The sequence below is a fragment of the Paraburkholderia ferrariae NBRC 106233 genome, from assembly GCF_000685035.1.
Taxonomy (GTDB): Bacteria; Pseudomonadota; Gammaproteobacteria; order Burkholderiales; family Burkholderiaceae; genus Paraburkholderia; species Paraburkholderia ferrariae.
In genome coordinates this window covers 222,731-248,686 of sequence record NZ_BAYB01000008.1, presented here as the reverse complement: position 1 = coordinate 248,686, position 25,956 = coordinate 222,731, and the positions used below count along the sequence as shown (strand labels likewise).

Sequence of the window (25,956 nt, the reverse complement as noted above, 5' to 3'; positions counted from 1 at the left end):
CACGCGATTCGCGAGGGCGGTCGCAAGGAGATCGACGTGCTGCTCAAGGACAAGGTGGTGATCGTCACGGGCGGGTCGCGCGGCATCGGCCGCGCCATCGCCCTTGCCAGTGCCCGCGAAGGCGCCGACGTGGCGATCAATTACTGGGGGGATAACGACGCTTCGTACGGGCGGCGCGCGGCCATCTCCGAGGTGCTCGACGAGATCGAACGGCTGGGGCGGCGTGCGATTGCGGTGGAAGGCAACGTGGCCGCGCCGCAGACCGGCATCGACCTCGTGCGCCAGACCGTGGACCGGTTCGGCCACGTGGACGTGCTTGCGAGCAACGCGGGCATCTGCCCGTTCCATGCGTTTCTCGACATGCCGCCCGCGGTGCTGGAGCGCACGATAGGCGTGAACCTGAACGGCGCGTTCTACGTGACCCAGGCCGTGGCGCGGCAGATGAAGGAGCAGGGCACGGGCGGCGCGATCGTGGCGACGAGTTCGATCAGCGCGCTCGTGGGCGGCGGCATGCAGACGCACTACACGCCCACCAAGGCGGGGGTGCATTCGCTCATGCAGTCGTGTGCGATTGCGCTCGGGCCGTATGGCATCCGCTGCAATTCGGTGATGCCGGGCACCATCGCCACCGACCTGAACGCCGAGGACCTTGCCGACGAAGCGAAGCGCGCGTACTTCGAAAAGCGCATTCCGCTCGGGCGGCTGGGTGCGCCCGAAGACGTGGCGGAATGCGTGGTGTTTCTCGCCTCGGACCGGGCCCGCTATGTAACGGGCGCGGCGCTGCTCGTGGACGGCGGCCTCTTCGTCAACCTTCAGTGAGGCGCGAGCGCCTGCGTGCGCGCACGATCATGCACCGCGGCATCGTCCGTTCCGAACGGCTGGGAGAAGCGGCGCAGCAGGCCCACGAAATGCTCGGCCGGCTCCGCGAGCGGCTCGTCCTTGCGCGTGAGCACGCCGAAGCCCGGCAGGCTCTTGCCGATTTCGATGGGCAGCACGGCGAGCAGGCGCCCGCGCACGTGATCGCGCACGACCGACTCGGGCAGCATGGCCACGGCGTCGAAGCTTTCGAGCAGTTGCAGCGTCGCGAAGATCGAGGCCGACTCCGTGAGGTTGACCGGCGTGGCGAGTCCGGCGCGCGCGAGCTCGCCTTCGAACAGTTCGCGCGCGGGGCTCGTGATGGGCTGCACTACCCAGGGCCAGTCCATCAACTGGGCGAGCGTGATCTGTTCGCGGCGCGCAAGGGGATGCTGGGCGCGCACCACGAGCACGAGGGGTTCGCGCGCGAGCGGCTCGAAGCTGAAATCGTTGTGCTGCAGCGGCGTGGTGAGGCGGCCGAGCGCGAGATCGACCTCGCGGCGATGCAGGAGCTGCACGACCTGGTCGCTCGTTTCGCCGAGAATGCGCACGTTCAGGAGCGGCCGCTCGGTCTTGAGCGCGGCCACGGCCTGCGCGAGCAGATCGGGCGCGGCGCCCATGATCGCGCCCACCGTAAGTTGACCATGACCGCCGCGGCGCTTCACGTCGAGGTCTTCGGCAAAGCGCGTGAGGTCGGCAAGCGCGCGGCGCGCATAAGCGAGCGTCACGACGCCGAGCGCGGTGGGCTGCATGCCGCGCGCGTTGCGCTCGAAGAGCCGGAAGCCAAAGGCCTCTTCGATGTCGTTCAGCATGCGGCTCGCACTGGGCTGGGCCACGTTGATGGCGTCGGCGGCCTGATGAACGTTGTGGGTGTCGTCGAGTGCGACGAGCAGGGCGAGGTGCCGGAACCTGAGCCGGTTGACGAGCGCAACGACGGCAGTCTGATGGTTCATCCTGTGCGATCCGGTTTATGTATCGCCCGATCCCAACATCGGATTGGTTGGCTATCGATGCGGGAATTATAGTCGGTGAAGACTGCCGCGAAATCCACGAAAACCAGAGGACGCAACAGCGGCAGCACGGAGACACGATCATGGAGACACTGGCGTTTCGCATGGTGCTCGCCCCCGGCCAGCGCGACGATCACACGTTGGACGCGCTGCCCCAACTGCCCATCAAGCGCAAATGGTGGGATTTCATGGCGGACATCATGCAGACCGGCGAGGGCAACGTGCCCGTGCAGCCGCCGCTCGTACCGCTATTCCATTTGCCGTGAGCGCGAGGGAGCCTCTCATGCAGGTTGTCGATCCGCACGTCCACTTCTGGGACCTCGATACGCATCACTACCCGTGGCTCGCGAATCCCGGCATCTCGTTCGTGGGCGACGCGCGCGCACTCCGCTTCAACTATCTGCCGGCCGACCTGCTGCGCGAGGCGGGCGACATCGACGTGCTGAAAGTGGTGCACGTGGAGGCCAATCACGATCCGGCCGATCCCGTCGAGGAAACGCGCTGGCTGGAGGGCCTGGCCGACTCGGGGCTGGCCGATCCGGGTGCCGCCCGCGCGTTTCCCGATGCAATCGTGGCCGAGGCCGATCTGGGCGCGCCCGATGCGCCGGGCGTACTCGAAGCGCATGCGGCGTTCCCGCGCACGCGCGGCATTCGCCAGATCCTCAACGTGCACGCCGATCCGCTGTACGACTATGTGGGACGCCACTATCTGCGCGAGCCCGCATGGCGCGCGAATTTCGCGCTGCTCGAACGCTACGGCCTCTCGTTCGACCTGCAGTTGTATCCCTCGCAGATGGAGGAGGCCGCGGCGCTTGCGCGCGCGTATCCCGGCACTGCGCTGATCGTGAATCACGCGGGCATGTTCGTGGACCGCGACAGCGTGGCGGGCTACCGCGCCTGGCGCGACGGCCTGCGCATGCTGGCGGCCTGCCCGAACGTGACGGTGAAGATCAGCGGGCTCGCCATGTTCGATCACAGCTGGACCGTGGAAAGCCTGCGCCCCTACGTGCTGGAGACCATCGACGCGTTCGGCGCCGCCCGCGGGATGTTCGCCTCGAATTTTCCGGTGGACCGGCAATTCGGGGGCTACGCGGACCTCTGGCACGCCTATGCGCAGATCGTGCGCGGCGCGAGCCCCGATGAAAAGGCCGCGCTCTTTCGCGGCAATGCCGAGCGTATTTACCGGATCTAGGCCACGCACCGTGGAGACGCGAGTGGAAACGAAAGCAACGGCCGGCGGCGTGCCCCGGCTGGAACTGCGGCAGGCGAGCAAGTCGTTCGGGCGCGTGCGCGCGCTGATCGACGGCAGCCTCACGCTATGGCCGGGCGAAGTGCATGCGCTCCTCGGCGAGAACGGGGCGGGCAAATCGACGCTCGTGAAGATTCTCGCGGGCGTCTACCGCCCGGACAGCGGGGCGTTGCGCATCGACGGCGTCGAGCGCCAGTTCGCCACGCCGGCCCAGGCGCACGACGCGGGCATTGCCGTGATCTACCAGGAGCCCACGCTCTTCTTCGATCTTTCGATTGCCGAGAACATCTATATGGGCCGGCAGCCGCTCGACCGCTTCGGCCGCATCGACTACGACGCGATGCGTCGCGAGGTGGCGGCGCTGCTCGCTTCGCTCGGCGTGGACCTGAAGCCGGGGCGGCTCGTGCGCGGCCTTTCGATTGCCGACCAGCAGGTGATCGAAATTGCCAAGGCGCTTTCGCTGAATGCGAATGTGCTCGTGATGGACGAGCCCACCGCGGCGCTTTCGCTGCCGGAGGTCGAGCGGCTCTTTGCGATTGCGCGCAAGCTGCGCGACCGGGGCGTGGCGGTGCTCTTTATCACCCATCGGCTGGAGGAGGTTTTCGCGCTCACGCAGCACGTGACGATCATGCGCGACGGCGCGAAGGTGTTCGACGCCCCGACCTCGGCGCTCACGACCCAGGAGATCGTCGCGAAGATGGTGGGGCGCGACCTCGCCACGTTCTACCCGAAGGCGGACGTGCCGCCCGGCGAGGTCATGCTGCGCGTGCGCGGCCTCACGCGCCGCGGCGTGTTCAAGGACATTTCGTTCGACGTGCGCGCAGGCGAAATCGTCGCGCTTTCGGGGCTTGTGGGCGCGGGGCGCAGCGAGGTGGCGCGCGCGATCTTCGGGATCGATGCCTGCGATGCCGGGCAGGTGCAGATTGCGGGCAAGACGCTTGCCATGGGCGAGCCCGCCGCCGCCGTGCGGGCCGGGCTCGCGCTCGTGCCCGAGGACCGGCGCCAGCAGGGGCTCGCGCTCGAACTCTCCATCGCGCGCAATGCTTCGATGACGGTGCTGGGCAGGCTCGTGCGCTTCGGCCTCATTTCGGCCGCCCGGGAAACGCAACTGGCCGGGCAATGGGGCGCGCGCCTGCGGCTGAAGGCGGGCGACCTGAACGCGCCGGTCGGCACGCTTTCGGGCGGCAATCAGCAAAAGGTGGTGCTGGGCAAGTGGCTTGCCACGGGGCCGAAAGTGCTCATCATCGACGAACCCACGCGCGGCATCGACGTGGGTGCCAAGGCCGAAGTCTATGGCGCGCTGGCCGAACTCGTGCGCGAGGGCATGGCGGTGCTGATGATTTCGAGCGAACTGCCTGAAGTGCTGGGCATGGCCGACCGCGTGCTGGTCATGCACGAAGGCCGCATTACCGCCGATATCGCGCGCGCCGATGCCACCGAAGAGCGCATCATGAGCGCCGCGCTCGGCGAAGCGGCCACTCACCTGGGGCACGCCGCATGATGCGCCATTCCACCACCCCTCACCATTCGCTGGCGCACGAGACGGCGCCTGCCGCGCGTCGCGGGACTGGCGCATTCGCCGAGGCGATTGCGAAGAGCCGCGAGACGACGCTGTTCATCGTACTGCTGATCATCGTCGGCGGCACGGCAATCGCCAGGCCCCAGTTCCTGAACCTGCAGAACCTGCGCGACGTATTGCTCAACGTCTCGATCGTCAGCCTGCTGACCGCCGGCATGACGGTGGTGATCCTGATGCGGCACATCGATCTCTCCGTGGGTTCGACGGTCGGCATCAGCGCTTATGCGGTCGGCAGTCTCTACGTGGCGTTTCCCCACATGCCCGTGGTCGTGGCGCTGGCCGCGGGGCTCGCCATCGGGGTCGCGGCGGGCGCGATCAACGCGCTCCTCGTGGCGGTTGGCCGCGTGCCCTCGCTGGTCGCCACGCTCTCCACGTTGTATATATTTCGTGGTGCTGATTATGCGTGGGTGCATGGCGGCCAGATCAATGCGACGAGCCTGCCCGATGCGTTCTCGCGCCTCGCCACCAGCACCGTGGCGGGCGTTCCGGTGCTCGCACTGATCGCGCTGGTGCTGCTGGTCGGGCTTTCCGTGTACCTCAAGCAGTTCCGTCCCGGCCGCGAGTACTACGCCATTGGCTCGAACCCCGAGGCCGCGCGGCTCGCGGGGATCAACGTGGAGCGGCGCGTGGCGACGGGCTTCCTGATTTCCGGCGGCATTGCGGGCCTAGCGGGCGCGCTGTGGCTTGCGCGCTTCGGCACGGTGGATGCCAGCACGGCGAAGGGCATCGAACTGCAGGTGGTTGCCGCGGCGGTAGTGGGCAGCGTCGCCATCACGGGCGGCGTGGGCACGATACTCGGTGCGGCGCTGGGCGCGCTCGTGCTGGGCGTCATCAGCATCGCGCTGGTCGTGCTGCATGTTTCGCCCTTCTGGGAGCAGGCCATTCAGGGCGCGCTGATCGTGGCCGCGATTGCCGCCGATACGCTGCTCGCCCGCTCCGTCGCCAAACGCATGATGAGGAAACGCGACCATGGCTAAACCCGATTCCGCGCCGCTCACGCGCAAAGCGGCGTTGCCGCTCAGTTGGGAGGCGTTGCTGGTCGTGCTCCTGATTGCTTCGCTGGCGGTGGGGCGCGTGTTGTCGCCGGTGTTTCTCACCGGCGACAACCTGAGCAACGTGCTGGCCGATCTCTGCGAAGTCGCACTGATGGCGCTGCCGATGACGCTCATCATCGTCGCCGCCGAAATCGATCTTTCCGTGGCCTCGGTGCTGGGCGCGTCGAGCGCATTGATGGGCCTGCTCTGGCACCTGGGGTTGCCCATGCCGATCGTGGTGGTGCTCGTGCTGGTGGCGGGCGCGCTTGCGGGGCTCTTCAACGGACTCGTGATCGTCAAGCTGAACCTGCCTTCGCTGGCGGTGACGATCGGCACGCTCGCGCTCTTTCGCGGCCTTGCGTATGTGCTGCTGGGCGACCAGGCGATTGCCGACTTCCCGCCCGCGTGGACCGCGTTCGGCATGAACACGCTCGGGCATACGTTTATTCCGCTGCCGTTCCTGATCGTGGCGGCTTGCGCCGTCGTGTTCGTCCTGCTGCTGCAGGCCACCGCGTTCGGCCGCAGTCTCTACGCGATTGGCGCGAACAGCACGGCCGCTTCGTTTTCGGGCATCGATGTCGCGAAGATCAAGCTGCGTCTCTTCGTGATTTCGGGGGCGATGAGCGCGCTGGCAGGCATCGTCTATACACTGCGCTTCACCAGCGCGCGCGGCGACAACGGCGAAGGCTTCGAGCTCTCCGTGATTGCGGCTGTGCTGTTCGGCGGCGTCAGCATTTTTGGCGGACGCGGGTCGATGTACGGCGTGCTGTTGTCGCTGCTGATCGTAGGTGTGCTAAAGAATGCCCTCACGCTTGCGGATGTTTCCAGCGAAACGCTCACGATCGTGACCGGCGGCTTGCTGCTGGCTTCCGTGCTGATTCCCAATCTCGCGGCGCGCTGGCGGACCATGCGCGAGCGGCGCGCGCTTGCGCGGGCGGTATGAGCGGCATGAGAGCGTGGGCAGTGCAGAGAATGAAACGCGGGTGCGGGCAGCAGGGCAGGAGTGGATCGGAAGGCAATACGCAGACAACCATCCGGACGGGTGTCCGGTATCCATCGAGGAGACACGTTCATGTTCAAGCCAGTACGTCAATTAGGCACGGCGTTGCTGTGCGCGATGCTGTTGGGCGCCGGGGGCATGGCGCACGCGGCCGGCATCAAGGAGGGGCTGAAGATCGCTTTCGTGCCGAAGCAGATCAACAACCCCTATGAAGTGATTGCCGATAACGGCGGCATGGAAGCGATCAAGGAGTTCAAGGGCGACGGCAAGGTGGTCGGTCCTTCGGATGCCGGTGCGTCCTCGCAGGTGCCGTATATCAACACGCTCATCACGCAGCACCAGGACGTGATCGTCATTGCGGCCAACGACGCGAATGCGGTCGTGCCTTACCTGAAGAAAGCGATGTCGCAGGGCATCAAGGTCGTGACGTTCGACTCCGATACGGCGCCCGAAGGCCGGCAAATTTTCGTGAATCAGGCGGATGCGGAAAGCATCGGGCGCGGCCAGATTCAACTGGTTTCGAAGCTGATGGGCGGCGAGGGCGAGTTCGCGATTCTTTCGGCCACGCCGAATGCCACTAATCAGAACACCTGGATCAAGTGGATGCAGGAAGAATTGAAGAAGCCCGAATACGCGAAGATGAAGCTCGTGAAGATCGCCTATGGCAACGACGACGACCAGAAGTCCTTCGTCGAGACGCAAGGGCTGCTGCAGGCCTATCCGAACCTGAAGGCGATTGTCGCGCCGACTTCCGTGGGGATTGCGGCGGCGGCGCGCTATATCTCGTCCTCGTCGAGCAAGGGCAAGGTGGTGGTGACGGGCTTGGGCACGCCGAACCAGATGCGCGCGTTCGTGAAGAACGGCACCGTACAGGCGTTCCAGCTTTGGGACCCGGGCGCACTCGGCTATCTCGCGGCTTACGCGGCGGCGAACCTGGCCTCGGGCACGATCTCGGGCAAGGAGGGCGAATCGTTCGATGCGGGCAAACTGGGCAAGCGAACCATCGGCAAGAACGGCGAAGTCATTCTCGGACCGCCGACCACGTTCGACGCGCAGAATATCGACAACTTCAACTTCTGAGTGAGATGCTCAGGCCGCCGGCTCAACGTGCGGCGATGGAGAACCCGGCTTTCGCAGCCGGGTTTTTCGTTTGCGCGACGACTCATGATGCGAGAGACGGGATCGCCCATGATATTATTCGCATGCGAAATAAATAGTATGGCGTACGCAAAGGCCGGAAATGAATCATCGTCTCGTCTATCTCCTGAATGTCGGGCAGCGCCGGTTGCAGCGCTGGACCCAGGCGCGCACCGCGCTCGGGGGGGTGACCGCTTCGCAGGCCGGGCTGCTGTTTTTTCTCGGGAAGCATGACGGCGCGCTCATGAGCGAGGCGGCTGCGGCGCTCGACGTCGGCGCGCCCGGCATGAGCGGTTTGGCGGACCGCACCGAGCGCGCCGGTCTGATCGAGCGCCATGCCGACGAAACCGATGGCCGCGCGTCGCGGCTCTGGCTGACCGCCGAAGGGCGCGCGGCCATGAAGCGCTCGCGGTCCGGGCTCGCCGAATTGAATGCGCGGCTGACCGAGGGTTTCAGCGAAGAAGAGATCGAAGTGGTCGCCCGCTGGCTGGCGAGCTTGCAGGAGAAGTTTCCGGCGGTGGACGAGGCTTGACGTTGCTTCGGCCGGCCTGCAGGGGCGATTTAATCTGAGTGTTCTTCTGAGTTCTGCTTCATGCCGCTATCACGGCAGGGAGAGAGGATCGATCCTGGCGCCTTCGACGATGAAATGCGCGGCGTCGCGTTTCGACTCGAAGAATCGCCAGTCCTCGGCATCCGATGTTACGTCCGGCGCGACGATCAAACGGAACGCTTGCGACAGGGAAATGACCAGGCCGCATTCTGAACTGCCCGATACGCGCTCGACAATAACGGGGGAGCGTCGGGCCAACAGTTGCTGCAAGGATATGATGAATGCGTTGGCTTGTTCGTCGGGCGTCGCAATCGATTCCTCGGTTGCGATGCTTTTGCCCGCTTCGCTGAGCGTCCAGGCGCACTGAATATGCAGAGCCCATGCACTGACCTGCTTGGGAACACCATAGAAGTTCTTTTCCTCGTGCCTTGGGCCAAAACCCAGGGTGAGCATGCCTGCGGCACGACTCACGCCGCTCCACTCCAGACCTTGAAGCACGGACAAACGCTGCTTGATCGCTTTTTGATTGTCAATCATCAAATGGTGCTTATGCGGGATCGTGCGGACTTTCAGACGCATTCGGATCGTGCGTCACGCTGATAAATGGCTTCAGATCCGGTTGATGGGCCGCCAATAGACTGAAAACAAGGCCGCCGATCTTTTGCGCAAATTCATCATCAAGTTTGAAATTTTCATCTGCGAGGGGCCCTGGCATCACCATCGTGGATTCGATCTGTCGCGCGATTGGCTCGCGCTGAACGGTGCAGATTTGCAGCGCTTGCTCGTCCTCGTCAAAGGCAATGGACAACTCAGCGCGGCGGCATTTGTTTCCTTGTCGACACGGTTACACCCAACAGGAATGAATTCTCAATTCCTTAATGCTACCCTTTGATTCAACCCCCATTCAATTTGACAAATCCGAAATCGGGCGGAGTAGCGATTCCCGCGTAAAGGTCAACCGCCTGCGGACAAATAAACGCAATGGAGATTCCGATAGCCGGGCAACCGGTTCGATATCGCCCGCTGCCTGATGTTCAACCGACCTTCGAGAAATCAGGCTTGCGTTTCTGCGCAAATGCCAGAAACGCTTCGCGTGCCTCAGCGCTGGCCAGTCGCTGCGCGAAGATCGCGCCTTCGCGGTCCATCTGTGCGGAAAGCGTTTCCGCGTCGCGCATCAGCCGCTTCGTTGCCGTCAGCGCGCCGCGCGGCTTCGCGGCGAGGGTCTCGGCAATCTGGCGAGCCTGCGCGTGCAACTGCGCGACCGGCACGATGGAGTTGGCGAGTCCCCACGCGAGCGCAGCCTGGGCCGGGAGCGGCTCGCCGAGCGCGAACATCGAGAACGCCCTCACATAGCCGATGCGCGCGGGCAGCAGCAGGCTGGACGCCGCTTCGGGCACCAGCGCGAGATTTACGAACGGCGTGACGAGTTGCGCGTCCTCGCCCAGTATCACGTGGTCGCAATGCAGCAGCAGGGTGGTGCCGACGCCCACGGCCTTGCCTTGCACGGCCGCCACGATCGGCACCGTTGCATGCGCGAGCGCTTTGAGGAAGCGCACCACGTGGCGTTCGGCAGGGCCGTCGCCGCTGCCCTGCGCAGCGAATTCACCCACGTCGTTGCCGGCCGTGAACATGTCGCCGTCGCCTTGCAGCAGCACGACGCGGATTTCCGTGTTGGTTTCGGCGCGCCCGATCGCATCGGCAAGGGCGCCATACATCTCGTTGGTCAGTGCATTCTTTTTGTCGGGACGCGACAGCGTGAGGGTCAACACGCCGCCGGTAAGGTCAACCTTGACTTCGGGAATCACGGGCTTGTCTCCTGCATGGGAACGGACGATGCTTTCGCTGATGAAAATTCAGTTCGCATGTGAAGTATATAGATGATTCGCGTGCGAAGTAAATGGCGCTTCTGGAGGACGGTATCGGTATCGCATTGCGTCCGGGGGGCGGCACTTACGTTGCATGCGCAGCGATGCGATGAGACACTGCCGGGGTCGCGGAATATCGTGTGCGAAGCGCCGTGAACAAAACGAAAGGAAGACCCGGCATGCCCTGCCCGAAACCGAAGAGAGAGAACATCGATACGAAGGCGCGTTGGCGCAGTGCGATTGGCCTGCTGGGAACCGTTGGGCTGATTGTTGCCGCTGTGGCGTCTACAGAGGTAACGGCCAGTGCTACTGCCACCGCGACCGCGACGAAAGGCCCCTGGTCCTACTACCGATCGTTCAAGGATTGGGAAGTCGCCTGCGACAACGTCAAGCGCTGTATCGCGGTGGGCGCGCTCGATAACGACACGAATCTGGTGGTCTGGCTCACGCGCGAAGCCGGGCCTGATGGCGCGATGAGCTTGCGGATGGCGGCGGCCAAGCCGGCGGATGCGGCGCAAATGCGGATCGACGGTCGCCCTTTCGACGCGACGCCCGCGAAATGGAAGACGCTGCCGAAGCAGCCGGATTCTCCTTATCCGTCGCGATTCGCCACGGACGATGCCGCCGTGGTGAGCGCGTGGGTCGAAGCCGCGAGGAATGCCACGACCCTGAGCTTCGACGATCCCGCCCGGGCCGATACGCCGAAGACATCGCTGGCAGGACTAAGCGCCGCGCTGCTCGCCATCGATGCGGCACAGGGCAGGGTGAGCACCGTAACGGCGTGGGTGCGCAAGGGAACGGCGAGCGCTGCTTCGGTACCCGCGGCGCTGCCGTTGCCGGTCGCGCCGCGCGCGGCAGCTTCGGCCGCAGCGTTGCCGGCCGCGGAGGCGCGTCGCCTCATTGCGGCCACCAGCACGCAGTTTCGCGCCGACATCAAGAAGTGCGCTTCCGACGATGACGATAGCGACCCGGACGCGCAGGCGCAACGGCGCAGCGACAACTCGGCGGCGGCGCTCTCGGACAAGGAAGCGCTGGTGACGCTGGCATGCGACGAAAGTGGTGCGTACAACCACACCTCGCTGTGGTATCGCGTGCAGCGTGCCGCTCCGTATCGGGCCGTGCCTGTCGATTTCGGCACGAATGCGAGTGCGGGCATCGGATCCTCCGATTCGCCCGCGCCCGCGAAGAACGAACTCTCCGACGCGGCCTTCGATGCCAGTTCGGGACAACTCGAAAGCCTCACGCGCGTGCGCAGTCTTGGCGATTGCGGCGACGTCACGCGCTGGATTTTCGACGGATCGGCATTCGTTCTCAAGGAGGAACGGACGGAGGGATCGTGCGTCGGCCTCGATAACGGCGAATGGCCGTGGTTATACCGGACGAAGCCGCAATAGCGACTTAATGATACGTAGGCCGAATGAGTTGCCTGGCGGGCCTTTCGCATCACGATCCGTAGCGGTAGCAACAGCGTATCGCTGTATCTGCGCACGCAGAAGAAAGCGCTTTATCATCGTACTTCGCAAGACACAACGAGGTGACAGCAATGCAGCTTTCGGGCTTTCCCTTCGGCGTAACCGATTGGGACACGATAGAAGAAACGGAACACCGCGGCGAACACGGCGTGGCACGCTGGAAGACGCGCTGCTTCGGCGCGGTTCGCGTTCGGCGCGTCACGTATTCCGCGGGCTATCTGGCGGACCACTGGTGCGTGAAGGGGCACATCCTGCTATGCCTCGAAGGCGAACTGCACACCGAGCTTCAGGACGGCCGCACGTTCGTCCTGAAGCCCGGCATGAGTTACCAGGTTGCCGACAATGCCGAACCGCATCGCTCGTCCACGCAGACGGGCGCGACGCTCTTCATCGTCGACTAGCGGTGCGCGCGCTTATTGGCCTGCCGCGTTTTTCACGGCGCATTGCGCGTCGATCTTCTCGCCGTCGCTGAACTTGAAGGTGACGGGAATCGTCGAGCCGACGGCGAGCGGCTTCTTCGCCTTCTCGAACATGACGTGATAGCCGCCCGGCGCAAAGGCGAGCGTGCCGTTCGCCGGCACCGTGGCCTTGTCCACCATCACCATCTTCGACGTGCTGCCGCTGCTCTGCGTTTGATGCAGCATGGCCATGCCGAAGGCATCGGTATCGACGCTATCGAGATCGATGGACTTGTCGCTGGCGTTCGCGAGCTTGAAGTAGCCGCCAGAGGGCGTATCGCCCGGCATCGAGCGGATCCAGCAGCCGGACACCGTGATCGCGCCGGACGAGGCGGCGAAGGCGGACAGCGAGGCGAGGGCGAACGGCACGGCAACGGCCAGTTGGCGGAAGGTACGGCGCATGGAGGGATCTCCTGGGTTCGTGTAACGAATGTCGCTTGCGGCGGCGCTTCAGACGAGGCAGCGCCGCGAAGCGCGATGACATGGCGGTTGCGCATCCGGCATGGCGCCGAATGCGTGGATCGAGGGTGGCTGCGGGCGAGGCATGCGCCGCTAAGCGGCGCCGATAGCCTGTAGACCGGTTTGCGACCGGACCGGCGGGGCCCGCGGGCGCCCCGACGCGTAGGCGCCGAATGGAACGAACCGGGAGAGGAGCGGCGCGACGGCGTCGTGCGCCGTCACGGCGAGGAACATGAGCGGGACCGCCGGCGCGGGCGGCATGACCGCATGATTGATCAGCAGGTCGCAATAGCCGCAGGCCGAGCCGCGGTTGGCCGTGTCATGCCTGTCTTGCAGGAAAGCGCTTGCGGGCGGCGGGCTTGCCGAGCACAGCACGTTCCCGCCAGGCGTGTCCCGATGCGCGGCCGCGGCCGATTGACTCACCAGCTGACTCACCAGCGGCGCGAGCACGATCAGCCACATGGCGACGAGGCCAAGCCATGCGGTGAGGTGCTTGCGGGTGTGAGCGGACATAAGCGGAGCGGTTAGTGCCGCGCCAGTCTACCACTCGCCGCCGGGGCAGTCGTGGTTCGGCGGCGCTCAGAACGTGTAGCTCACCTTGCCAAACGCCGTTCGCCCAAGGCTGTTGTATCCGTACGCTGTCATGTACTGCCGGTTGAACAGATTCGAAAGCGTGGCGGAAAGCGTCACATGCGTATTGACCTTATACGCCGCACGCAGATTCACGGTGGTCCACGAAGGCAGATAGATCGTGTTGAACTGGTCGTCGAAGGTCGAGCCGTTGTACAGCACCGAAATACCCGTGCTCAGCGCGTGCAGGTGGAACTCGTCCCACGTGTGATCGACGCTCAGATTGACCGTCTGGCGCGGGCGGCGATTGAGCCACGTGTCGTCGGTGACGTCCTTCGGGTTGATGAGGCCGATCGTCAGGCTGACCGCCGTGGACTGCCCGATCGTGCCTTTGTACGAGAGGTCGATCCCCTGGATATGCGCTTCGCCCACGTTCACGGGCAGGAAGGTCTGCGAGTCGTAGGTGATCAGATCGTGAACGCGGGTGTCGTAGATCGCCGCGGAAAACGTGCCGTACGAGGTCGTGGCATCGAGCGCCGCTTCGACGGAATCGCTGCGCTCCGGCTGCAGATTCGGGTTCGAGTAGCTCGGGTAGTAGAGGTCGTTGAAGGTCGGCAGACGGAATGCGTTGCCATAGGACACGCGCGCCGTATAGACCGGCGTGATTGCCCATGCGAGAGCCGCGTTGCCTGTGTTCACCGACTGCCCCTGCACGATCTCGTGACGCCCGGCGAGGAAGAGTGTCCAGGGGCCGAGCGTGGCCGACTGGTGCATCGATACGGCCGAGTCGTTGCGCGTGGGCACGCCGCTCGGGATGTCGACGGGCAGGAAGGCCTGCTCGCGCGTGAAGTCGTAGGCGAGCTTCGTTTCGCCGGTCAGCGGCATGCCGAACAGCGTGTGGCCCGTCTCCTGGTGCGTGAGCGACGTGGACGTGCTAAAGCGCGTCGAGTCGATTTCGTCGGTGGGAATCGTCGGGTCGTTTGCGTAGAGGAACTGACGATCGTTCGCGTAGCCCACCGACTGGTCGAACTGGGTGGTCGGCGTGATGTCCAGGTGGAACGCAATGCCGGTGGTCAGTTGATGGTCGAGCTGCCGGTCGTCGCCGCCCAGATTGTCGTAGGACAGGTCGGAGCGGTGGTAGAGCGCGAAGGTCGAGATCGACCAGTTGTCGCGCGCGTAGCCGAGACGTCCGTCCACGTCCTGCGCGTGGTACGGGTTGCGGCCGTCTTCGTGGCCGTAGGCCCACGGCTGGGTGGCGTCGATTCCCGCCGTGTTGTAGTCGTGCAGCCCGAGCGAATAGGTCAGGCCGCCCAGCGCGGCGAGCGGCCCGGTGGAGGGCACCGTGCCGGAGGTGCGCAGATGCGTGTCGAAGGTCTTGTTCGAACCGCCGCCGAACGACGCCGTGGTCTGGTTCGGCAGGTTGGACGCATGGCGCGTGAAGAGCTGCACGACGCCGCCTACCGCATCGGCGCCGAACGAGGCCGCGGCAGGCCCCGAGATCACTTCCACGCGGTCGAAGGCTTCGGTGGGCAGGTCGGCCCATTCAGCCTCGCCGGTGGTCGCTGAGCCCACGCGGATGCCGTCGATGAAGACCGCCACCTGGTTGCTCGCCGAGCCGCGAATGCTGATCGAGGCGGTGGTGCCCGGGCCGCTGTTCTGCGAGAGCGTGACGCCGGGCAGCGTGGCGAGCGCCTGGGTGATGCTGGGGTCGGCGGGCGAGAGGCGGTCGAGATCGGCGCGCGTGAGGACCTGGGTGCTCGCGTAACGCTGGTCGAACGATTGCGGCAGATGCTGCGTATCGCCCACCACGAGGATGTTCGGCAGCGCGTTTTCGGGCTGTGCTGCGGGTTGTACTGCGGGTTGCCCTGTGGATTGCGCTTCGGGCTGAGCCGGGTCTTGCTGGGCGAGCGGGCTGGCTTCGGCGGCCTGTGCGCCATGCCATGCGCAGGCCGTCATGGCCGACGCGACAAGGATGGGTTTGAGTTTCATATGCGGGGCTGAGGTCGGGGCTGTCCCTGCAACGAGCGGCCGCGGCAAGCGGCGCTGGCGCATCGGGACACCCCGCCCGTTGCGGCTGCATGGACCTCGGTCGATGGCAGGTCTCCTGGCTCGCGGGTTGTCGCCCGCGCCTGCCTTCCCGGATTGACCAGTGGCTTCGTTAGGCGCGGACTCGCCGCTCACAGTTGCGGGGACAGCCGCAGACTCGAGGCGCAGGCGCCTGTTACTGCGTTCCCTTTTGATCCCGTTTCCGGGAACCATCAGCGCGAGAGCGTAATGGGCCAGGCCTCGCCGCGTCAATTGTCCCGTGGCGTTTGATGCAAAAAAGGCACGGACCGGGGCAGCGCGCGCCGTGCGGCGGTCCGTAATGAGGGTGAAAACACGAGTGAGGGCGAGGGCGAAAACCGGCCGATGTTTCGTCTGAGCGATGCCGGACATAACCAGTACGCAGCGTAGTTTCGGCGAGCCTTTGCTAGCATGGCCCTCCCTGAAATTCACGTTACGGCCCGAACCGGCCACGGACGCGTCCTGCGCGTCACGCGCCGGCGCAATGCAAAGCTCCGCCATGTCTTTCGTCGTTGCCGGTTCCCTTCGTCGTGCGCAGCCCGCCACAGCCCGGCTGCGAGCCGGCCTGCGCGCGTGGCGTCGGGCCGTGCCGCCACGAGGGCGCCGCGCCGCCGGCCGTCATGGCCACGCGGGTCGAACGATGAAGCAGGACGGTGCGCTCTTCAGACGGCTTACGTGGCTCGCGCTGTTCGGCCTCGTATTCGGCTGCTTCGCGCCGGCGATTTCGGGGCTGCTCGCCTCCGCCGAAGCCGCGCCCTCTGCTGTGATCTGTGGTGCGGGCGGCGCGGTCGGCACGCGCGTCGCCGTGCCGCAGGCCGAAACGAAGCGTTCGCCCATCCCGAATCCGGCCGATGGCGTGCGCTGCGGCTATTGCCTGCTCGCGTATCACTGGCCTGCGCTGCCCACCCTCGCCGCAGCGTGGGTCGTACCCGGCGCGGCCGGCGTTTCGGCGGCCGGCGCCGGTTTCGAGCGCGGCTTCACCCAGCCCGTCCACCGTTACGGCCGCGGCAGCCGCGCGCCGCCATCTTCGTTGTTCGCCATCGCCTGAGCGGCGCCGCGCATCGCACGGCTTCCCGCCACAGGCGTTCCGTCGTAGTCATCCGCCAGTCCGGCAGTCCCTCGGGGCGCTGCGGGCGCGCGTTCGTTCGTGCCGCGAGGTGCGTGGGCCGCGCCGGTCCGGGCTCGATCCGTAGAAAGTAAAAGAAGGGGGGAGACGTATGGGCATGCTAGGCATGTATCCGACGTTTTACGTTCCGGGCATCGGCACAGCCTGGGTCATGGGGATCATCGGCGTGATTCACGTCGTCGCGTCCCATACATCCGTTGGCGCGTCGTTTTTGTTCGCACTGCTAGAAACGCGCGCGTACCGCGAGAACAAGCCGGAACTGATGACGTTCATCAAGCGCTACGGCATGTTCCTGCTGGTGTTCTCGTACATCATCGGCTCGATCACCGGGCCCGGCATCTGGTATGCGATCACCGTGGCGAGCCCCCGCGGCGTGAGCGGGCTGATCCATAACTTCGTCTGGATCTGGGCGAGCGAGTGGGTGTACTTCACGGTCGAAGTGATCGGCGTGTATGCGCTCGTGTACCTGATCGGCAAGGTGGACGCGCGCACCCACCTGAAGCTCACCTGGTCGTTCGCGCTCGCTTCGTGGGCCACGATGCTGCTGATCGTCGGCGTGCTGTCCTTCATGATGTGGCCGGGCCACGATAGCTGGTATCAAACCGGCTCGACGAGCGAGGCGTTCTACAACGTCAACTTCTTCGCGCAACTCGGCACGCGCACGGGCGGGATGCTCGTGATGGCCGCGCTCGTGGGCCTGCTGGTGGCGAGCCGCGTCAAAGACCTCGCGCTGCGCCGCAGCGTCGTGCGTTTTATCGCGCCCGTCGGGCTGATCGGCGGCGCCGTGGCCGTGGTGATGTTCTTCTACTACCTGCGCACGCTGCCGCCCAATGCGCTCGTGATGCTCGACACGCATCTGCTGCCGGTCTACGCGAAGGGCATGGTGGCGGTGTTTCTCGTCTCCACGCTCTGGCTCGTGTTTGCCTGGGCCTTTCCGCAGCGCGTGTACACGTCGCTCGCCGTCTCGCTCTTCACGTTCATCGCCATCGTGGGCGTATGGCCGGAAGAGCGCATGCGCGAGTCGATGCGCAAGCCCTATGTGGCGGGCCAGTACATCTACGGCAATCAGGTGATCGCGCGCGACGTGCCGGGCAAGGGCATTCATTCGGAAGTCGAGCGCATTGCCGAACACGGCCTGCTGCAACTGCATCCGTTCGTGCCCGACCGGCTCAGGACCGTTACCGACGCGAACGAACTGGAAGTGGGGCGCCTCCTCACCAAGATCGCCTGCGCGAACTGCCACTCGCTCGAACCGGGCGGCCCGTTGCGCAGCCTGCCGGACAAGCTGCACCTCGCCACCGACGAGGACATGATTGCCGCCTTCCTGCGCGGCCCGCTCAAGTACGGCACGCAGCCGTACATGCCGCGCATCGACCTGCCCGACAACGAGATCCGCGCGATTGCGCACTATCTCGCCGCGGTGGACAGCGGCAAGAACGTGGACCGCCTGATCGCCGAACAGCATGCGGCCGGGCAGCAGGCGCAGGTCGCTGCGAGCGAGGGCAAGGACGAGAGCAAGGGCGGCAACGGCGGCGGCAACAAGAGCGCCGATGCACTGATCGCAGAACAACACGCGGCGGGGCAACCGGCGCCGTCGAGGAACTAGCAATGGATATTGGTGCCGTGATGAACACGATGCGCGACCCCGCCGGGGTTCCCGCGCATCCCGTGGTGTTTCAGGTTCTGATGGTGATCACGTGGGTGGCGCACATCGCCTTCGTGCATCTTGCGCTCGGCTCGGCGGGCCTCGCGATTTTCGCCTTCCATCGGCGCGGGGCGGACAAGGCAACGGGCGCGTACTGGGAACGCCTTTCGATGGCGATGACCAAGGTGGCCAAGGTGTCGGTCTCGCTGCTGATCGTGCTGGGCGTGGCGCCGCTGCTCTTCACCCAGGTGATCTACGACCCGCAGTGGTACACGTCGAACGTGCTGTCCGGGCGCTGGGCCATCGCCTTCATCTTCACGCTGATCGTGGCGTACTGCTGCTGGTTCGCCTTCTATCATGCGAATCACGAAGGCGCGAAGAAGCACGTGGGCTTTTACGCGTGGGTGGCGTTCGGGCTCTTCTGTCTCGACGGGCTCATCATGCATGCGCTCTCGTATCAGGCGCTGTTGCCCGAACAATGGATGAACTGGTACGCGCCCGGCGGCATGGTCGATACGCGCGGCGCGGCGCTGCATGCGATTCAATGGCCGCGTTATGTCTTCATCATGGGTCTTGCCGTGCCGGCCGTGGGCGTCTTTCTGCTGGCCTATGCCCATTACTTCGCCGGCCGCGAAGACCGCGAGCCCGCTTACCGCGCTTTCGTGGGCGCGCTCGGCAAGCGGATCGCGCAGTGGGGCTACGGCCTCGCGCTCGTGCCCATGCTCGCCTGGCAATTCGACTTCCCCGCAGGATCGGGCCTCGTGCTGCATCCCGTGGGCTGGTTCATCGTCGGCGCGCTGGCCACCATGGCGCTGTGGATGCGGCAGCTCGGCGACGATACGCACGGCTATCTGCCCGCCGTCTGCGGCTTCGGACTGCTGGGGGTGCTCGCGGTGTGGCGCGAGGTCATCCGCATCCACTATCTGCGGCCGCTCGGGTACACGGTGCAGACCTATACCGTTCATGCGGACTGGCCTTCGACGGTCCTGTTCTTCGCGACGCTGCTGGGCATCGGCGGGCTCGTGGGGGGCTTCTACCTGACGCTGCTGTACCGCGCGGGCCGCGTGCGCGGCGTGTATCAGGCGGACCGCACGGTGTCGCGCCTCGGCACCGGCGCGGTTTCGGTGCTGGGCGTGTGGATTGCCGTGTTCTTCGTGTACGGGATTGCGATCTCGATGCACGACAGCTTCAACCTCAACTGATATTGGAGGACTCCCGATGAATTTCATCATCCGGATCGGACTGGTGATGCTGTCGCTGCTCTACACGGCGGCACATGCGCAAAGCGCGGGACTGGCGCCCGATGTCGGCGCGGGCAAGCGGCGCGCGGCCGTTTGCTTCGCATGCCATAACGTGGACGGCGTGGCGAGGATTCCCGGCGTGCCGAACCTGGCGGGCCAGCATCGCGCTTATCTGGAGAATGCGCTGCTGGCCTACCGCGACGGCAAGACGCGCCAGAACGCAGCGATGAACGCGATGGCGGCGCCGCTCTCGGATCGCGACGTCACCAACATTGCCGCGTACTTCAGCACGCTCAATGGCGTGAGCGGCATGAACGGCGTGAGCGGCGGCGCGGTGGCAGCGAACGAGGGCGGGGCGGCGCCCATTCCTTCGGGTACTGGCGGCGCGCAGCACGAAACGGTCGCGGCGACTGCAACTGCGGCACCGGCGGCGGCAAGCCCGGCGCGCTCCGGCGAATCGGTTTATGGTTCGGTCTGTTTCGCCTGCCACGGCACGGGCGCGGCAGGGGCGCCGAAGCTCGGCGACAAGGCGGCATGGCTGCCCCGCATCTCCGAAGGCGACGCCACGCTGCTGCATCACGCGCTGCTGGGCTTCAAGGCCATGCCGCCGCGCGGCGGATGCTCCGACTGCTCCGATGCCGATATCAAGGCGGCCGTGGGCTATATGACGGCGAAATCGAAGTAGCCGTTGCACCAGGGGCACGAGGGGCCGTCCGCTGAAAGCGGCCGCCTCTCGGCTATCATCGACCGGTTCACGGACTGCGACACGTTGCGACACAGGAGACTTCGATGACCATTCAGCGATCGGGCCACCGATACTGCGACACGGAAACGGGCAAAACGCTCGACGTCTGGTTTCCCGCCACGGGTGGCGGCAGGAAGCGCAGTTGCCTCGCCGAGAAAGTCGGCCTCGTTCGCGGCGACTTCGTGGAAGTCACAATCGATTCGCTCGATGCAGCGCCGGTTTCCACCGAAGAGGCGTATCTGCGCCTGCATCTGCTTTCCGAGCGATCGGTCAAGCCGAACGACATCAATCTCGAAGGCATTTTCGGCCTGCTGCCCAACATCGCGTGGACATCGGCGGGCCCCGTGCTGCCTGGCAACGTCGACGAACTGAGGGAGCGGGTTGCCGCCGAATACCACCACCTCACCGTTGCGTCGGTGGACCGCTTCCCCCGCATGACGGACTACGTGGTGCCCGAGGGCGTGCGCGTGGCCGACGCGGATCGCGTGCGGCTGGGCGCGCATCTGGCTGCCGGCACCACCGTGATGCACGAGGGTTTCGTCAATTTCAACGCGGGCACGCTGGGCGAATCGATGGTCGAAGGGCGCGTGACGCCGGGCGTCACGGTGGGCCGGAATTCGGACGTGGGCGCGGGCGCCTCGATCATGGGAACGCTCTCGGGCGGCGGCAAGAGCCGGAATTCCATCGGCGAGCGCAGCCTGCTGGGCGCCAATGCGGGCATCGGCATTTCGCTCGGCGACGAGTGCATTGTGGAAGCCGGTCTTTACGTGACGGCCGGCACCAAGGTCAAACTGCCGGACGGCAGTGTCGTGGCGGCCCGCCAGTTATCCGGCCGCTCCGGCCTTCTGTTTCGCCGCAACAGCCAGACTGGTGCGGTGGAGGTGCTGCCCACCGACGCATCGCGCTGGGGCGGCCTGAATACGAATCTCCATAGCAACGACTGAGGGGCAGCGGAAGGGTCCGAAAGCCCTTGCGTCAGGGGGCCTAAGGGCGGTTGGCTCGAGAGTTTTGGGAAAGCAATGTGCAACGCAATGGCTTAATCCGGGCCCACCATCGAACACGATAAAACTTCTCGTTCGGGCCGGAGTCGTAGTTTGTCGCGAGGCTCGATAGCGATGGTTTGATGGAGACTGATCGGGGCGATGCACGGCATCGCGGGAAGCTTCGCAAGCCACCCGGTTGATTTGGGCTGCGGAATCACCGTGACAAGACCGCAGCCCGATTCGCGTACTCACGAATTTTCCAGCGCTTTCAGGCAACGCGCCTTGATCTGCTGTAGTTGTGGGTCGCTCACCTTCTCGACCGCACGCAGAGCTTTGGCCTTGTATCCACGCGGAATCGTCTCGATGAACGGGATGCCGCAGACACGCGATACTTGCAGGCTATGGCCATCGCCATCCACCGGATCCACGACTCCGAGTACTGCCGTGGGGTTTTTGGGCAAGGCATAGGCCAGTTCGATTCCAAGCCCTTCTGCGTTGGATGCATCCGCACCTTTTGCCAGCTTCGGTGCCAGTGCGATCCACTGCGATTGACCAGAACCAATCTTGTCCATCAATTTATCGGCGTCATCTTCGCTGAGAGATTCGAAAAACGCCTGCGCGCCTTTGCTATCGACGGCAGTAGATATCTGATCGGGTGTACCAATGGGTGGGGCCGCGAATGCCGCGCCGCTTGCGACGAGCAATATCATGGCCAATCGCTTCATTGAATCACCTGAAGTTTGCGGTCCCCACTGGTCCAAACCTGCGAGCGGGTATGCGGGTCCATGATGATGCAACCCTCGGATGCCGATCCCGGATGCGCTACCGAGTCACCATGCATGTAAAACGCGGAGCGGCCGAAGGTATCGGTGCCCACTTCCGGGGTAAGCGGCATCGCATAGCGGCCCACATGAGCCGAATGACGCGGCGTCCCGATGTTATACGTACCCTGCGGAATGGGTCCAATACTTCTAGTGGCCTGCATGGCAGGATTGTTTTTTCCAGCGCCACTGCCTGAATAACCACCGCTATTCCCCTGCTTCACGATTCTTCCATTGTGTGACAATTCGCCATTACTTTGCTTATACACCCAAGGCATACGCTCCTCCAAATAGAATGAAATGAATTGACGTTGAATAGAGATTTCTGCCGATTCAACTATGATTAGTATGACTGAACAACAACAAAGGGCGGCAGCCAACTCAGCAGGACTTGCCCGTCACACAGCGACCCCGCCACCCGCCGAAGACAATCCATACCAGCAGAACCGCGACCAGCAACGCGAAGCAATCATACAACAGATCAAGATAAATTTAGCCTGAATTTAATAGGCATCCTTAATTACGAGATAAGCGTTGCGAATAAAAATACAGAATTTCTAGTGGTGCGTCATGGATGGCGGCAGGTTTCGCAAACCGGAATTCGTCTGCTGATTGACTACGTACGGAGTTCGGCCGAGGGCCTGGGAGAGGGAGGTCAACCTTTCATTCCGTAATAAGAGCCGTGCATAAAACAGTACCTTGCATAAAACAATACCGCCTGCTACAGTTCGCACCATGACGTGACGGAACAAGGTGCGTCCAGCATTCGTGCATAGCAAGGTACTGTGCCATGCATATTAGATAGAACGGAATGGCATGAAGACGCAGCTCAAAAAGGGAACCCTCGATATGTGCGTGCTGGCCGTGCTGGCGCGCGGGGACAGCTACGCCTACGAACTCGTTTCAACACTCTCTGAAACGATGGAGATCAGTGAAGGAACAATCTATCCGCTGATGCGCCGCCTGCAAGCCGAGGCCTGGGTTTCCACCTATTTCGTCGAGTCGAACTCGGGGCCGCCGCGCAAGTACTACTCGCTCACCTCGGCGGGGCGGGCGAGCCTCGCGGAAATGGAAGAGGAATGGCGCAGTTTTGTCGATGAAGTCAACGGCGTGCTGGGTTTGCCCGGCCTGCCATCCACAGGGGACAAGCAATGACGCAGGACGCATTCATCCAGCAGTTGCGGCATGAACTGCGAAGTTTGCCGAAGCACGTGGTCGATGAAATCGTGGCCGACTACCGCGAGTACATCGGCGACGCACTGGCCGCCGGCCGCAGCGAGGCCGAGGTGATCGCCGCGCTGGGCGACCCGGTGCGGCTCGCACGCGAACTCAAGGCGCAGGCCACGTTCCGTCAATGGGAAACGCGCCGCTCGCTCGGCAACCTGATGCGTGTGTTCCTCTCGATCGCGGGCCTCGGGCTCATGCAATTGCTGTTGCTCGTGCCGTTCATGTTCTATCTGCTGTTCCTCACCCTGGGCTACGTCGTTTCGAGCGCCCTGGTGGTCACGGGGCTCGCGACGGTGGTGCTGCTCGGCAGCCACCAGTTGTTCGGCTGGCCGTCGCTCGGGCAGATTCCGTTCAGTTTCGAGCGCAGCAGCGGCCACAGCGTGAGCGTCCAGGCCGGCGGCCGTCACGACGCCGATATCGACGATGACGATGACGACGACAACGACAACGCGAAGAAGCCCGCCGCCGCCGCGAACGCGCAGGGCGCGAGCCAGCCTGGCGATACGCAGAGCCAGCCAGGCGATACGCAGAGCCAGCCAGGCGATACGGAAAGCCAGCTCGCCCAGGTGCACATCGCCGACTTCCGGGTGAACGGCGAGCGCTTCGAACTGCGGCCGCAGCCCGGCACGCGCATTTCGATCGTGACCCCGGCAGGCCCGCTCGAACTTCGCAATAACGACGGCAAGCTGAAGATCGAGTCGGTGGGCGGTGCGCGCGACCTCTTCACGGTGACGGGCGACACGTGGTCGATCCGCCGTGCCGACGTCGTTGCGCTCGACCTGAAGACGGACAGCGGCGACAAGGTTTCGGCGGCCCGCATCGGCAGCGCGCCGAACGCCATGGCGTGGGACATCCGGGACGGCGGCGATCGCCTCTCGTTCGTCGAAGGCGGCAGCGGCGGTCCGCATCTGGCAATGCGCAGCGGCGAGGATTCGGTCGAAGTGGACCGCAACCACGTGTCGATTGCGAGCGGCTCCGACAAGATGGTGATCGTCGGCCCGCACGGTTCGAACATCGGCACGCTGCTGTACGGATTTGCCATGCTGGTGGGAGGCGCGTTCGGCCTGTGGCTGTGCGTGAGGCTCACTTGCATGACGTGGCGCGGACTCGTGCGCTACGTGCGTCGGCAGGCTGAACGGCTCACCGGGAAACTCGAGCTGGGCGGTCTGGGCTAACGCGGCACAAACGGGATCTTTTTTTCGCGGTTTTCAATCGCGGTTTTCACAGTAAGGAAACGGCCATGAATCTGCATCTTCTTTCCACCACGTCGCCCGCGGCGCGCGGTTTCGAATCGACCCAATCCGGCGCAGGCCGCCGCGTGACGCTCGCGCGACTGCCCGCCTGGCTTGCCGACGGCGTAGCCGTCGCAAAGCTGCACCCGCTGTGGTGGCTCGCGGCGCTGCTCGTGTGCGCCGATTTCGCCACGCTGCTCGAACTCGTGCCGCGCTTTGCCGTGCTGGCGCCGCTGGCCGTGCCTTTCGCCGCGGGCCTGCTCGTGCTGATGCAGGAGCGTGCGAGCCGGGCGCGGCCCTGGTCGGCGGGCGAGGCGCTGGCTGCTGTCCAGAGTCACCGCAATGCGCTCGCGGCGATTGGTCTCGGTGCCTGCGCGCTGATGGGGCTCGGCTATCTGGCGCAGGTCGCGGCCTTTCATCTGAGCGTGACGCCGGTGGGTGTGCAGGGCGACCTGCGCGGCATCTGGATCGTCTTCGATGCGCATCGCGAGGCGTGGGCCGGATTCGAGCCGCTTGTCGCCGTGCCGTTCTATGTGCTCGGCGTCGCCGCGCTCTGGTTTGCTCCGGCGCTCGTCGTCCTGCGCGGTCTGCCGGCACTCGACGCCATGCTGACGAGCCTGCGCGCCGTGCTGCGCAACTGGCGCGTGGCGCTCGTCTATGCCGTTGCGATTGCGGCCGATCTGCTGCTGGCCCCCGTCGTGCCGATGCTGGTGCGTGGCCTGGTCGTCACGCCGCTCGTGACCGCGCTGATCGTGCTCTCGATGTATGGCAGCTATCGGGAAGTGTTCGGCGAGCGTTGAAGTTCGGTTTAAGTTCCGTTTATTGCAGTCAGGTTGTCAGGACTGCAGACGATGGATGCCGGTCCCGTTTCAGCAGTGCCCGGTGCGCAGCGCAACGGCCCAGTCCGGGCGGCCGTTCGCTGCGGCCAGATCGGCGGCGGTGTGCCAGTCGTAGGCCACGGAGCGAAACTCCACGTCCCAGCCCAGCGCAGTTCGGGTGACGGTGGCATAACGGGCATGCGGCGAGCCCATTTCCATGCGGTGAGGGAAGGGGCGCTCGTCTTCATAGGCCTGCAGCCCGACGCTGCCGGGATTGACGACGAGGCGGCCATCGGCGAGTTTCATCGAACGCTGCAGATGCGTATGGCCGCAGAGGATTAGCGCGGCATCGGTATCGCCGGCGCGTCGCCTGACCTCGTCGTGCGTGGCCGTGCGGCATCCGCTCGAGGTGACGGTGTCGAGGAAGTAGGTCAGGTCGTCTTGCGGCGTGCCGTGTACGAGCAGCACGTCGTCGTCGAGCCGCAGGGTGGCGGGCAGGGCGCGCAGCCAGGCGAGGTGCTCGTCGCGCAGCGCGGCGTGGGCGAAGCGATCGGATGCTCCCATGCGGGCCGGGTCGGTGTCGAGCAGTTGCCTTTCGTGATTGCCTTGGATGGTCGGCAGTGCGAGCGGGATGAGCCGGTCGGCGGTTTCGGACGCGTGCAGCGGACCGGAGAGGATGTCGCCCAGGTTGACGACGACATCGGCGCCTTGCTGGCGAATGTCGTCGAATACGGCGTTCAGCGCGGCCAGATTGCCGTGAATATCGGAGAGGGCTGCGATTTTCATGTCGATGGCGTCCCGCGGGTCTTCAGGCGT

Annotated in this window: 27 protein-coding genes, 1 pseudogene and 1 riboswitch; of the genes and pseudogenes, 18 read left to right on the top strand and 10 right to left on the bottom strand. The window is 64.8% G+C overall.

The features are described 5' to 3' along the window. The first annotated feature begins 36 nt into the window (after positions 1-36). A complete protein-coding gene (locus BFE01S_RS09930) occupies positions 37-819 on the top strand; it encodes an SDR family NAD(P)-dependent oxidoreductase (RefSeq protein ID WP_028225351.1) in 783 nt (260 codons plus the stop codon). Here the strand turns inward: BFE01S_RS09930 and BFE01S_RS09925 are convergent. After that, entirely contained in the window at positions 813-1,808 is a 996-nt protein-coding gene (locus BFE01S_RS09925) for a LysR family transcriptional regulator (protein WP_028225350.1), read from the bottom strand. The genes BFE01S_RS09930 and BFE01S_RS09925 overlap by 7 nt on opposite strands. A gap of 140 nt (positions 1,809-1,948) precedes the next feature. Here BFE01S_RS09925 and BFE01S_RS38125 point away from each other — a divergent pair, with 140 nt between their 5' ends. The 7 genes from BFE01S_RS38125 to BFE01S_RS09890 all read left to right on the top strand — a co-directional run bounded on the left by BFE01S_RS38125 (position 1,949) and on the right by BFE01S_RS09890 (position 8,396). After that, positions 1,949-2,131 (top strand): hypothetical protein, encoded by a 183-nt coding sequence (locus BFE01S_RS38125; protein WP_052420844.1) that lies wholly within the window; start codon positions 1,949-1,951, stop codon positions 2,129-2,131. 17 nt (positions 2,132-2,148) lie between these two features. Continuing rightward, positions 2,149-3,057: an amidohydrolase family protein gene (locus BFE01S_RS09915; RefSeq protein WP_028225349.1), complete on the top strand. Its 909-nt coding sequence runs from the start codon at positions 2,149-2,151 to the stop codon at positions 3,055-3,057. 22 nt (positions 3,058-3,079) lie between these two features. Continuing rightward, on the top strand, positions 3,080-4,615 hold the full coding sequence (locus BFE01S_RS09910; protein ID WP_028225348.1) for a sugar ABC transporter ATP-binding protein: 1,536 nt from the start codon (positions 3,080-3,082) through the stop codon (positions 4,613-4,615). Continuing rightward, positions 4,612-5,670: an ABC transporter permease gene (locus tag BFE01S_RS09905; RefSeq protein ID WP_028225347.1), complete on the top strand. Its 1,059-nt coding sequence runs from the start codon at positions 4,612-4,614 to the stop codon at positions 5,668-5,670. Before BFE01S_RS09910 ends, BFE01S_RS09905 begins: the two co-directional genes overlap by 4 nt. Next, entirely contained in the window at positions 5,663-6,670 is a 1,008-nt protein-coding gene (locus tag BFE01S_RS09900; RefSeq protein ID WP_028225346.1) for an ABC transporter permease, read from the top strand. The genes BFE01S_RS09905 and BFE01S_RS09900 overlap by 8 nt, the downstream gene beginning before the upstream one ends. 129 nt (positions 6,671-6,799) lie before the next feature. Next, on the top strand, positions 6,800-7,807 hold the full coding sequence (gene rhaS / locus BFE01S_RS09895; RefSeq protein WP_028225345.1) for a rhamnose ABC transporter substrate-binding protein: 1,008 nt from the start codon (positions 6,800-6,802) through the stop codon (positions 7,805-7,807). Between the two features lie 160 nt (positions 7,808-7,967). Beyond that, positions 7,968-8,396, top strand: a complete 429-nt coding sequence (locus BFE01S_RS09890) for a MarR family winged helix-turn-helix transcriptional regulator (RefSeq protein ID WP_028225344.1) — start codon at positions 7,968-7,970, stop codon at positions 8,394-8,396. Positions 8,397-8,465: 69 nt separating this feature from the next. Here the strand turns inward: BFE01S_RS09890 and BFE01S_RS09885 are convergent, their stop codons facing one another. The 3 genes from BFE01S_RS09885 to BFE01S_RS09875 form a co-directional block, all read right to left on the bottom strand. Next, positions 8,466-8,993, bottom strand: a complete 528-nt coding sequence (locus BFE01S_RS09885; protein ID WP_169742614.1) for a hypothetical protein — start codon at positions 8,991-8,993, stop codon at positions 8,466-8,468. Next, complete coding sequence (locus BFE01S_RS38120) at positions 8,962-9,222, bottom strand: hypothetical protein (RefSeq protein WP_052420843.1); 261 nt, start codon at positions 9,220-9,222, stop codon at positions 8,962-8,964. The genes BFE01S_RS09885 and BFE01S_RS38120 overlap by 32 nt, the downstream gene beginning before the upstream one ends. Before the next feature lie 226 nt (positions 9,223-9,448). Then, complete coding sequence (locus tag BFE01S_RS09875) at positions 9,449-10,219, bottom strand: enoyl-CoA hydratase (RefSeq protein WP_028225342.1); 771 nt, start codon at positions 10,217-10,219, stop codon at positions 9,449-9,451. A gap of 239 nt (positions 10,220-10,458) precedes the next feature. Here BFE01S_RS09875 and BFE01S_RS09870 point away from each other — a divergent pair, with 239 nt between their 5' ends. Together BFE01S_RS09870 and BFE01S_RS09865 are read left to right on the top strand one after the other, a co-directional pair. Continuing rightward, positions 10,459-11,673, top strand: a complete 1,215-nt coding sequence (locus tag BFE01S_RS09870) for a DUF1176 domain-containing protein (protein WP_052420842.1) — start codon at positions 10,459-10,461, stop codon at positions 11,671-11,673. 149 nt (positions 11,674-11,822) lie between these two features. Next, on the top strand, positions 11,823-12,152 hold the full coding sequence (locus tag BFE01S_RS09865; protein ID WP_028225340.1) for a DHCW motif cupin fold protein: 330 nt from the start codon (positions 11,823-11,825) through the stop codon (positions 12,150-12,152). A 12-nt stretch (positions 12,153-12,164) separates the two neighbouring features. Here the strand turns inward: BFE01S_RS09865 and BFE01S_RS09860 are convergent, their stop codons facing one another. From BFE01S_RS09860 to BFE01S_RS38115, 3 genes are all read right to left on the bottom strand, one after another. Further along, the gene (locus tag BFE01S_RS09860; RefSeq protein ID WP_028225339.1) at positions 12,165-12,611 is read right to left on the bottom strand and encodes a copper chaperone PCu(A)C; all 447 of its coding nucleotides are present in this window, start codon (positions 12,609-12,611) and stop codon (positions 12,165-12,167) included. A gap of 150 nt (positions 12,612-12,761) precedes the next feature. After that, positions 12,762-13,181 (bottom strand): DUF2946 domain-containing protein, encoded by a 420-nt coding sequence (locus tag BFE01S_RS09855; protein WP_028225338.1) that lies wholly within the window; start codon positions 13,179-13,181, stop codon positions 12,762-12,764. Between the two features lie 66 nt (positions 13,182-13,247). Next, positions 13,248-15,227 (bottom strand): TonB-dependent receptor domain-containing protein, encoded by a 1,980-nt coding sequence (locus BFE01S_RS38115; protein WP_322787819.1) that lies wholly within the window; start codon positions 15,225-15,227, stop codon positions 13,248-13,250. Between the two features lie 88 nt (positions 15,228-15,315). Continuing rightward, positions 15,316-15,514, bottom strand: a riboswitch (cobalamin riboswitch). A 428-nt stretch (positions 15,515-15,942) separates the two neighbouring features. On the opposite strand from BFE01S_RS38115, the gene BFE01S_RS44990 reads away from it, so the two are divergent. The 5 genes from BFE01S_RS44990 (at position 15,943) to BFE01S_RS09825 (ending at position 21,003) form a co-directional block, all read left to right on the top strand. Next, complete coding sequence (locus BFE01S_RS44990; RefSeq protein WP_042337411.1) at positions 15,943-16,350, top strand: DUF2946 domain-containing protein; 408 nt, start codon at positions 15,943-15,945, stop codon at positions 16,348-16,350. A 175-nt stretch (positions 16,351-16,525) separates the two neighbouring features. Then, entirely contained in the window at positions 16,526-18,034 is a 1,509-nt protein-coding gene (locus BFE01S_RS38105; RefSeq protein WP_218002904.1) for a c-type cytochrome, read from the top strand. A gap of 2 nt (positions 18,035-18,036) precedes the next feature. Then, a complete protein-coding gene (locus BFE01S_RS09835) occupies positions 18,037-19,275 on the top strand; it encodes a hypothetical protein (protein ID WP_028225337.1) in 1,239 nt (412 codons plus the stop codon). Positions 19,276-19,291: 16 nt separating this feature from the next. After that, a complete protein-coding gene (locus tag BFE01S_RS45430) occupies positions 19,292-19,999 on the top strand; it encodes a c-type cytochrome (RefSeq protein WP_052420841.1) in 708 nt (235 codons plus the stop codon). 104 nt (positions 20,000-20,103) lie between these two features. Then, positions 20,104-21,003, top strand: a complete 900-nt coding sequence (locus tag BFE01S_RS09825) for a DapH/DapD/GlmU-related protein (RefSeq protein WP_028225335.1) — start codon at positions 20,104-20,106, stop codon at positions 21,001-21,003. 287 nt (positions 21,004-21,290) lie between these two features. On the opposite strand, the gene BFE01S_RS09820 is transcribed toward BFE01S_RS09825, so the two are convergent. Together BFE01S_RS09820 and BFE01S_RS42920 are read right to left on the bottom strand one after the other, a co-directional pair. Then, the gene (locus BFE01S_RS09820) at positions 21,291-21,767 is read right to left on the bottom strand and encodes a hypothetical protein (RefSeq protein ID WP_028225334.1); all 477 of its coding nucleotides are present in this window, start codon (positions 21,765-21,767) and stop codon (positions 21,291-21,293) included. Next, complete coding sequence (locus BFE01S_RS42920; protein WP_084169683.1) at positions 21,764-22,141, bottom strand: tlde1 domain-containing protein; 378 nt, start codon at positions 22,139-22,141, stop codon at positions 21,764-21,766. Before BFE01S_RS42920 ends, BFE01S_RS09820 begins: the two co-directional genes overlap by 4 nt. Positions 22,142-22,679: 538 nt before the next feature. On the opposite strand from BFE01S_RS42920, the gene BFE01S_RS09815 reads away from it, so the two are divergent. The 3 genes and pseudogenes from BFE01S_RS09815 to BFE01S_RS09805 all read left to right on the top strand — a co-directional run bounded on the left by BFE01S_RS09815 (position 22,680) and on the right by BFE01S_RS09805 (position 25,122). Next, positions 22,680-23,018 (top strand): PadR family transcriptional regulator, encoded by a 339-nt coding sequence (locus tag BFE01S_RS09815; protein WP_028225333.1) that lies wholly within the window; start codon positions 22,680-22,682, stop codon positions 23,016-23,018. After that, positions 23,015-23,426, top strand: a pseudogene (locus BFE01S_RS46525) (DUF1700 domain-containing protein); the annotation flags it as partial. The gene BFE01S_RS09815 and the pseudogene BFE01S_RS46525, both read left to right, overlap by 4 nt. 904 nt (positions 23,427-24,330) lie before the next feature. Then, the gene (locus BFE01S_RS09805) at positions 24,331-25,122 is read left to right on the top strand and encodes a BPSS1780 family membrane protein (RefSeq protein WP_028225331.1); all 792 of its coding nucleotides are present in this window, start codon (positions 24,331-24,333) and stop codon (positions 25,120-25,122) included. 69 nt (positions 25,123-25,191) lie between these two features. Here BFE01S_RS09805 and BFE01S_RS09800 read toward each other — a convergent pair whose 3' ends face one another. After that, the gene (locus tag BFE01S_RS09800) at positions 25,192-25,926 is read right to left on the bottom strand and encodes a metallophosphoesterase family protein (RefSeq protein WP_028225330.1); all 735 of its coding nucleotides are present in this window, start codon (positions 25,924-25,926) and stop codon (positions 25,192-25,194) included. Positions 25,927-25,956: the final 30 nt, after the last annotated feature.

Excerpts from the sequence above, each read along its gene's own strand:
- BFE01S_RS09925 (WP_028225350.1), bottom strand. The coding sequence starts at position 1,808 with ATGAACCATCAGACTGCCGTCGTTGCGCTCGTCAACCGGCTCAGGTTC.
- BFE01S_RS38125 (WP_052420844.1), top strand. The coding sequence starts at position 1,949 with ATGGAGACACTGGCGTTTCGCATGGTGCTCGCCCCCGGCCAGCGCGAC.
- BFE01S_RS09915 (WP_028225349.1), top strand. The coding sequence starts at position 2,149 with ATGCAGGTTGTCGATCCGCACGTCCACTTCTGGGACCTCGATACGCAT.
- BFE01S_RS09905 (WP_028225347.1), top strand. The coding sequence starts at position 4,612 with ATGATGCGCCATTCCACCACCCCTCACCATTCGCTGGCGCACGAGACG.
- BFE01S_RS09900 (WP_028225346.1), top strand. The coding sequence starts at position 5,663 with ATGGCTAAACCCGATTCCGCGCCGCTCACGCGCAAAGCGGCGTTGCCG.
- rhaS (WP_028225345.1), top strand. The coding sequence starts at position 6,800 with ATGTTCAAGCCAGTACGTCAATTAGGCACGGCGTTGCTGTGCGCGATG.
- BFE01S_RS09890 (WP_028225344.1), top strand. The coding sequence starts at position 7,968 with ATGAATCATCGTCTCGTCTATCTCCTGAATGTCGGGCAGCGCCGGTTG.
- BFE01S_RS09885 (WP_169742614.1), bottom strand. The coding sequence starts at position 8,993 with ATGCGTCTGAAAGTCCGCACGATCCCGCATAAGCACCATTTGATGATT.
- BFE01S_RS09870 (WP_052420842.1), top strand. The coding sequence starts at position 10,459 with ATGCCCTGCCCGAAACCGAAGAGAGAGAACATCGATACGAAGGCGCGT.
- BFE01S_RS09865 (WP_028225340.1), top strand. The coding sequence starts at position 11,823 with ATGCAGCTTTCGGGCTTTCCCTTCGGCGTAACCGATTGGGACACGATA.
- BFE01S_RS09860 (WP_028225339.1), bottom strand. The coding sequence starts at position 12,611 with ATGCGCCGTACCTTCCGCCAACTGGCCGTTGCCGTGCCGTTCGCCCTC.
- BFE01S_RS09855 (WP_028225338.1), bottom strand. The coding sequence starts at position 13,181 with ATGTCCGCTCACACCCGCAAGCACCTCACCGCATGGCTTGGCCTCGTC.
- BFE01S_RS38115 (WP_322787819.1), bottom strand. The coding sequence starts at position 15,227 with ATGAAACTCAAACCCATCCTTGTCGCGTCGGCCATGACGGCCTGCGCA.
- BFE01S_RS44990 (WP_042337411.1), top strand. The coding sequence starts at position 15,943 with ATGAAGCAGGACGGTGCGCTCTTCAGACGGCTTACGTGGCTCGCGCTG.
- BFE01S_RS38105 (WP_218002904.1), top strand. The coding sequence starts at position 16,526 with ATGCTAGGCATGTATCCGACGTTTTACGTTCCGGGCATCGGCACAGCC.
- BFE01S_RS09835 (WP_028225337.1), top strand. The coding sequence starts at position 18,037 with ATGGATATTGGTGCCGTGATGAACACGATGCGCGACCCCGCCGGGGTT.
- BFE01S_RS45430 (WP_052420841.1), top strand. The coding sequence starts at position 19,292 with ATGAATTTCATCATCCGGATCGGACTGGTGATGCTGTCGCTGCTCTAC.
- BFE01S_RS09825 (WP_028225335.1), top strand. The coding sequence starts at position 20,104 with ATGACCATTCAGCGATCGGGCCACCGATACTGCGACACGGAAACGGGC.
- BFE01S_RS09820 (WP_028225334.1), bottom strand. The coding sequence starts at position 21,767 with ATGAAGCGATTGGCCATGATATTGCTCGTCGCAAGCGGCGCGGCATTC.
- BFE01S_RS42920 (WP_084169683.1), bottom strand. The coding sequence starts at position 22,141 with ATGCCTTGGGTGTATAAGCAAAGTAATGGCGAATTGTCACACAATGGA.
- BFE01S_RS09815 (WP_028225333.1), top strand. The coding sequence starts at position 22,680 with ATGAAGACGCAGCTCAAAAAGGGAACCCTCGATATGTGCGTGCTGGCC.
- BFE01S_RS09805 (WP_028225331.1), top strand. The coding sequence starts at position 24,331 with ATGAATCTGCATCTTCTTTCCACCACGTCGCCCGCGGCGCGCGGTTTC.
- BFE01S_RS09800 (WP_028225330.1), bottom strand. The coding sequence starts at position 25,926 with ATGAAAATCGCAGCCCTCTCCGATATTCACGGCAATCTGGCCGCGCTG.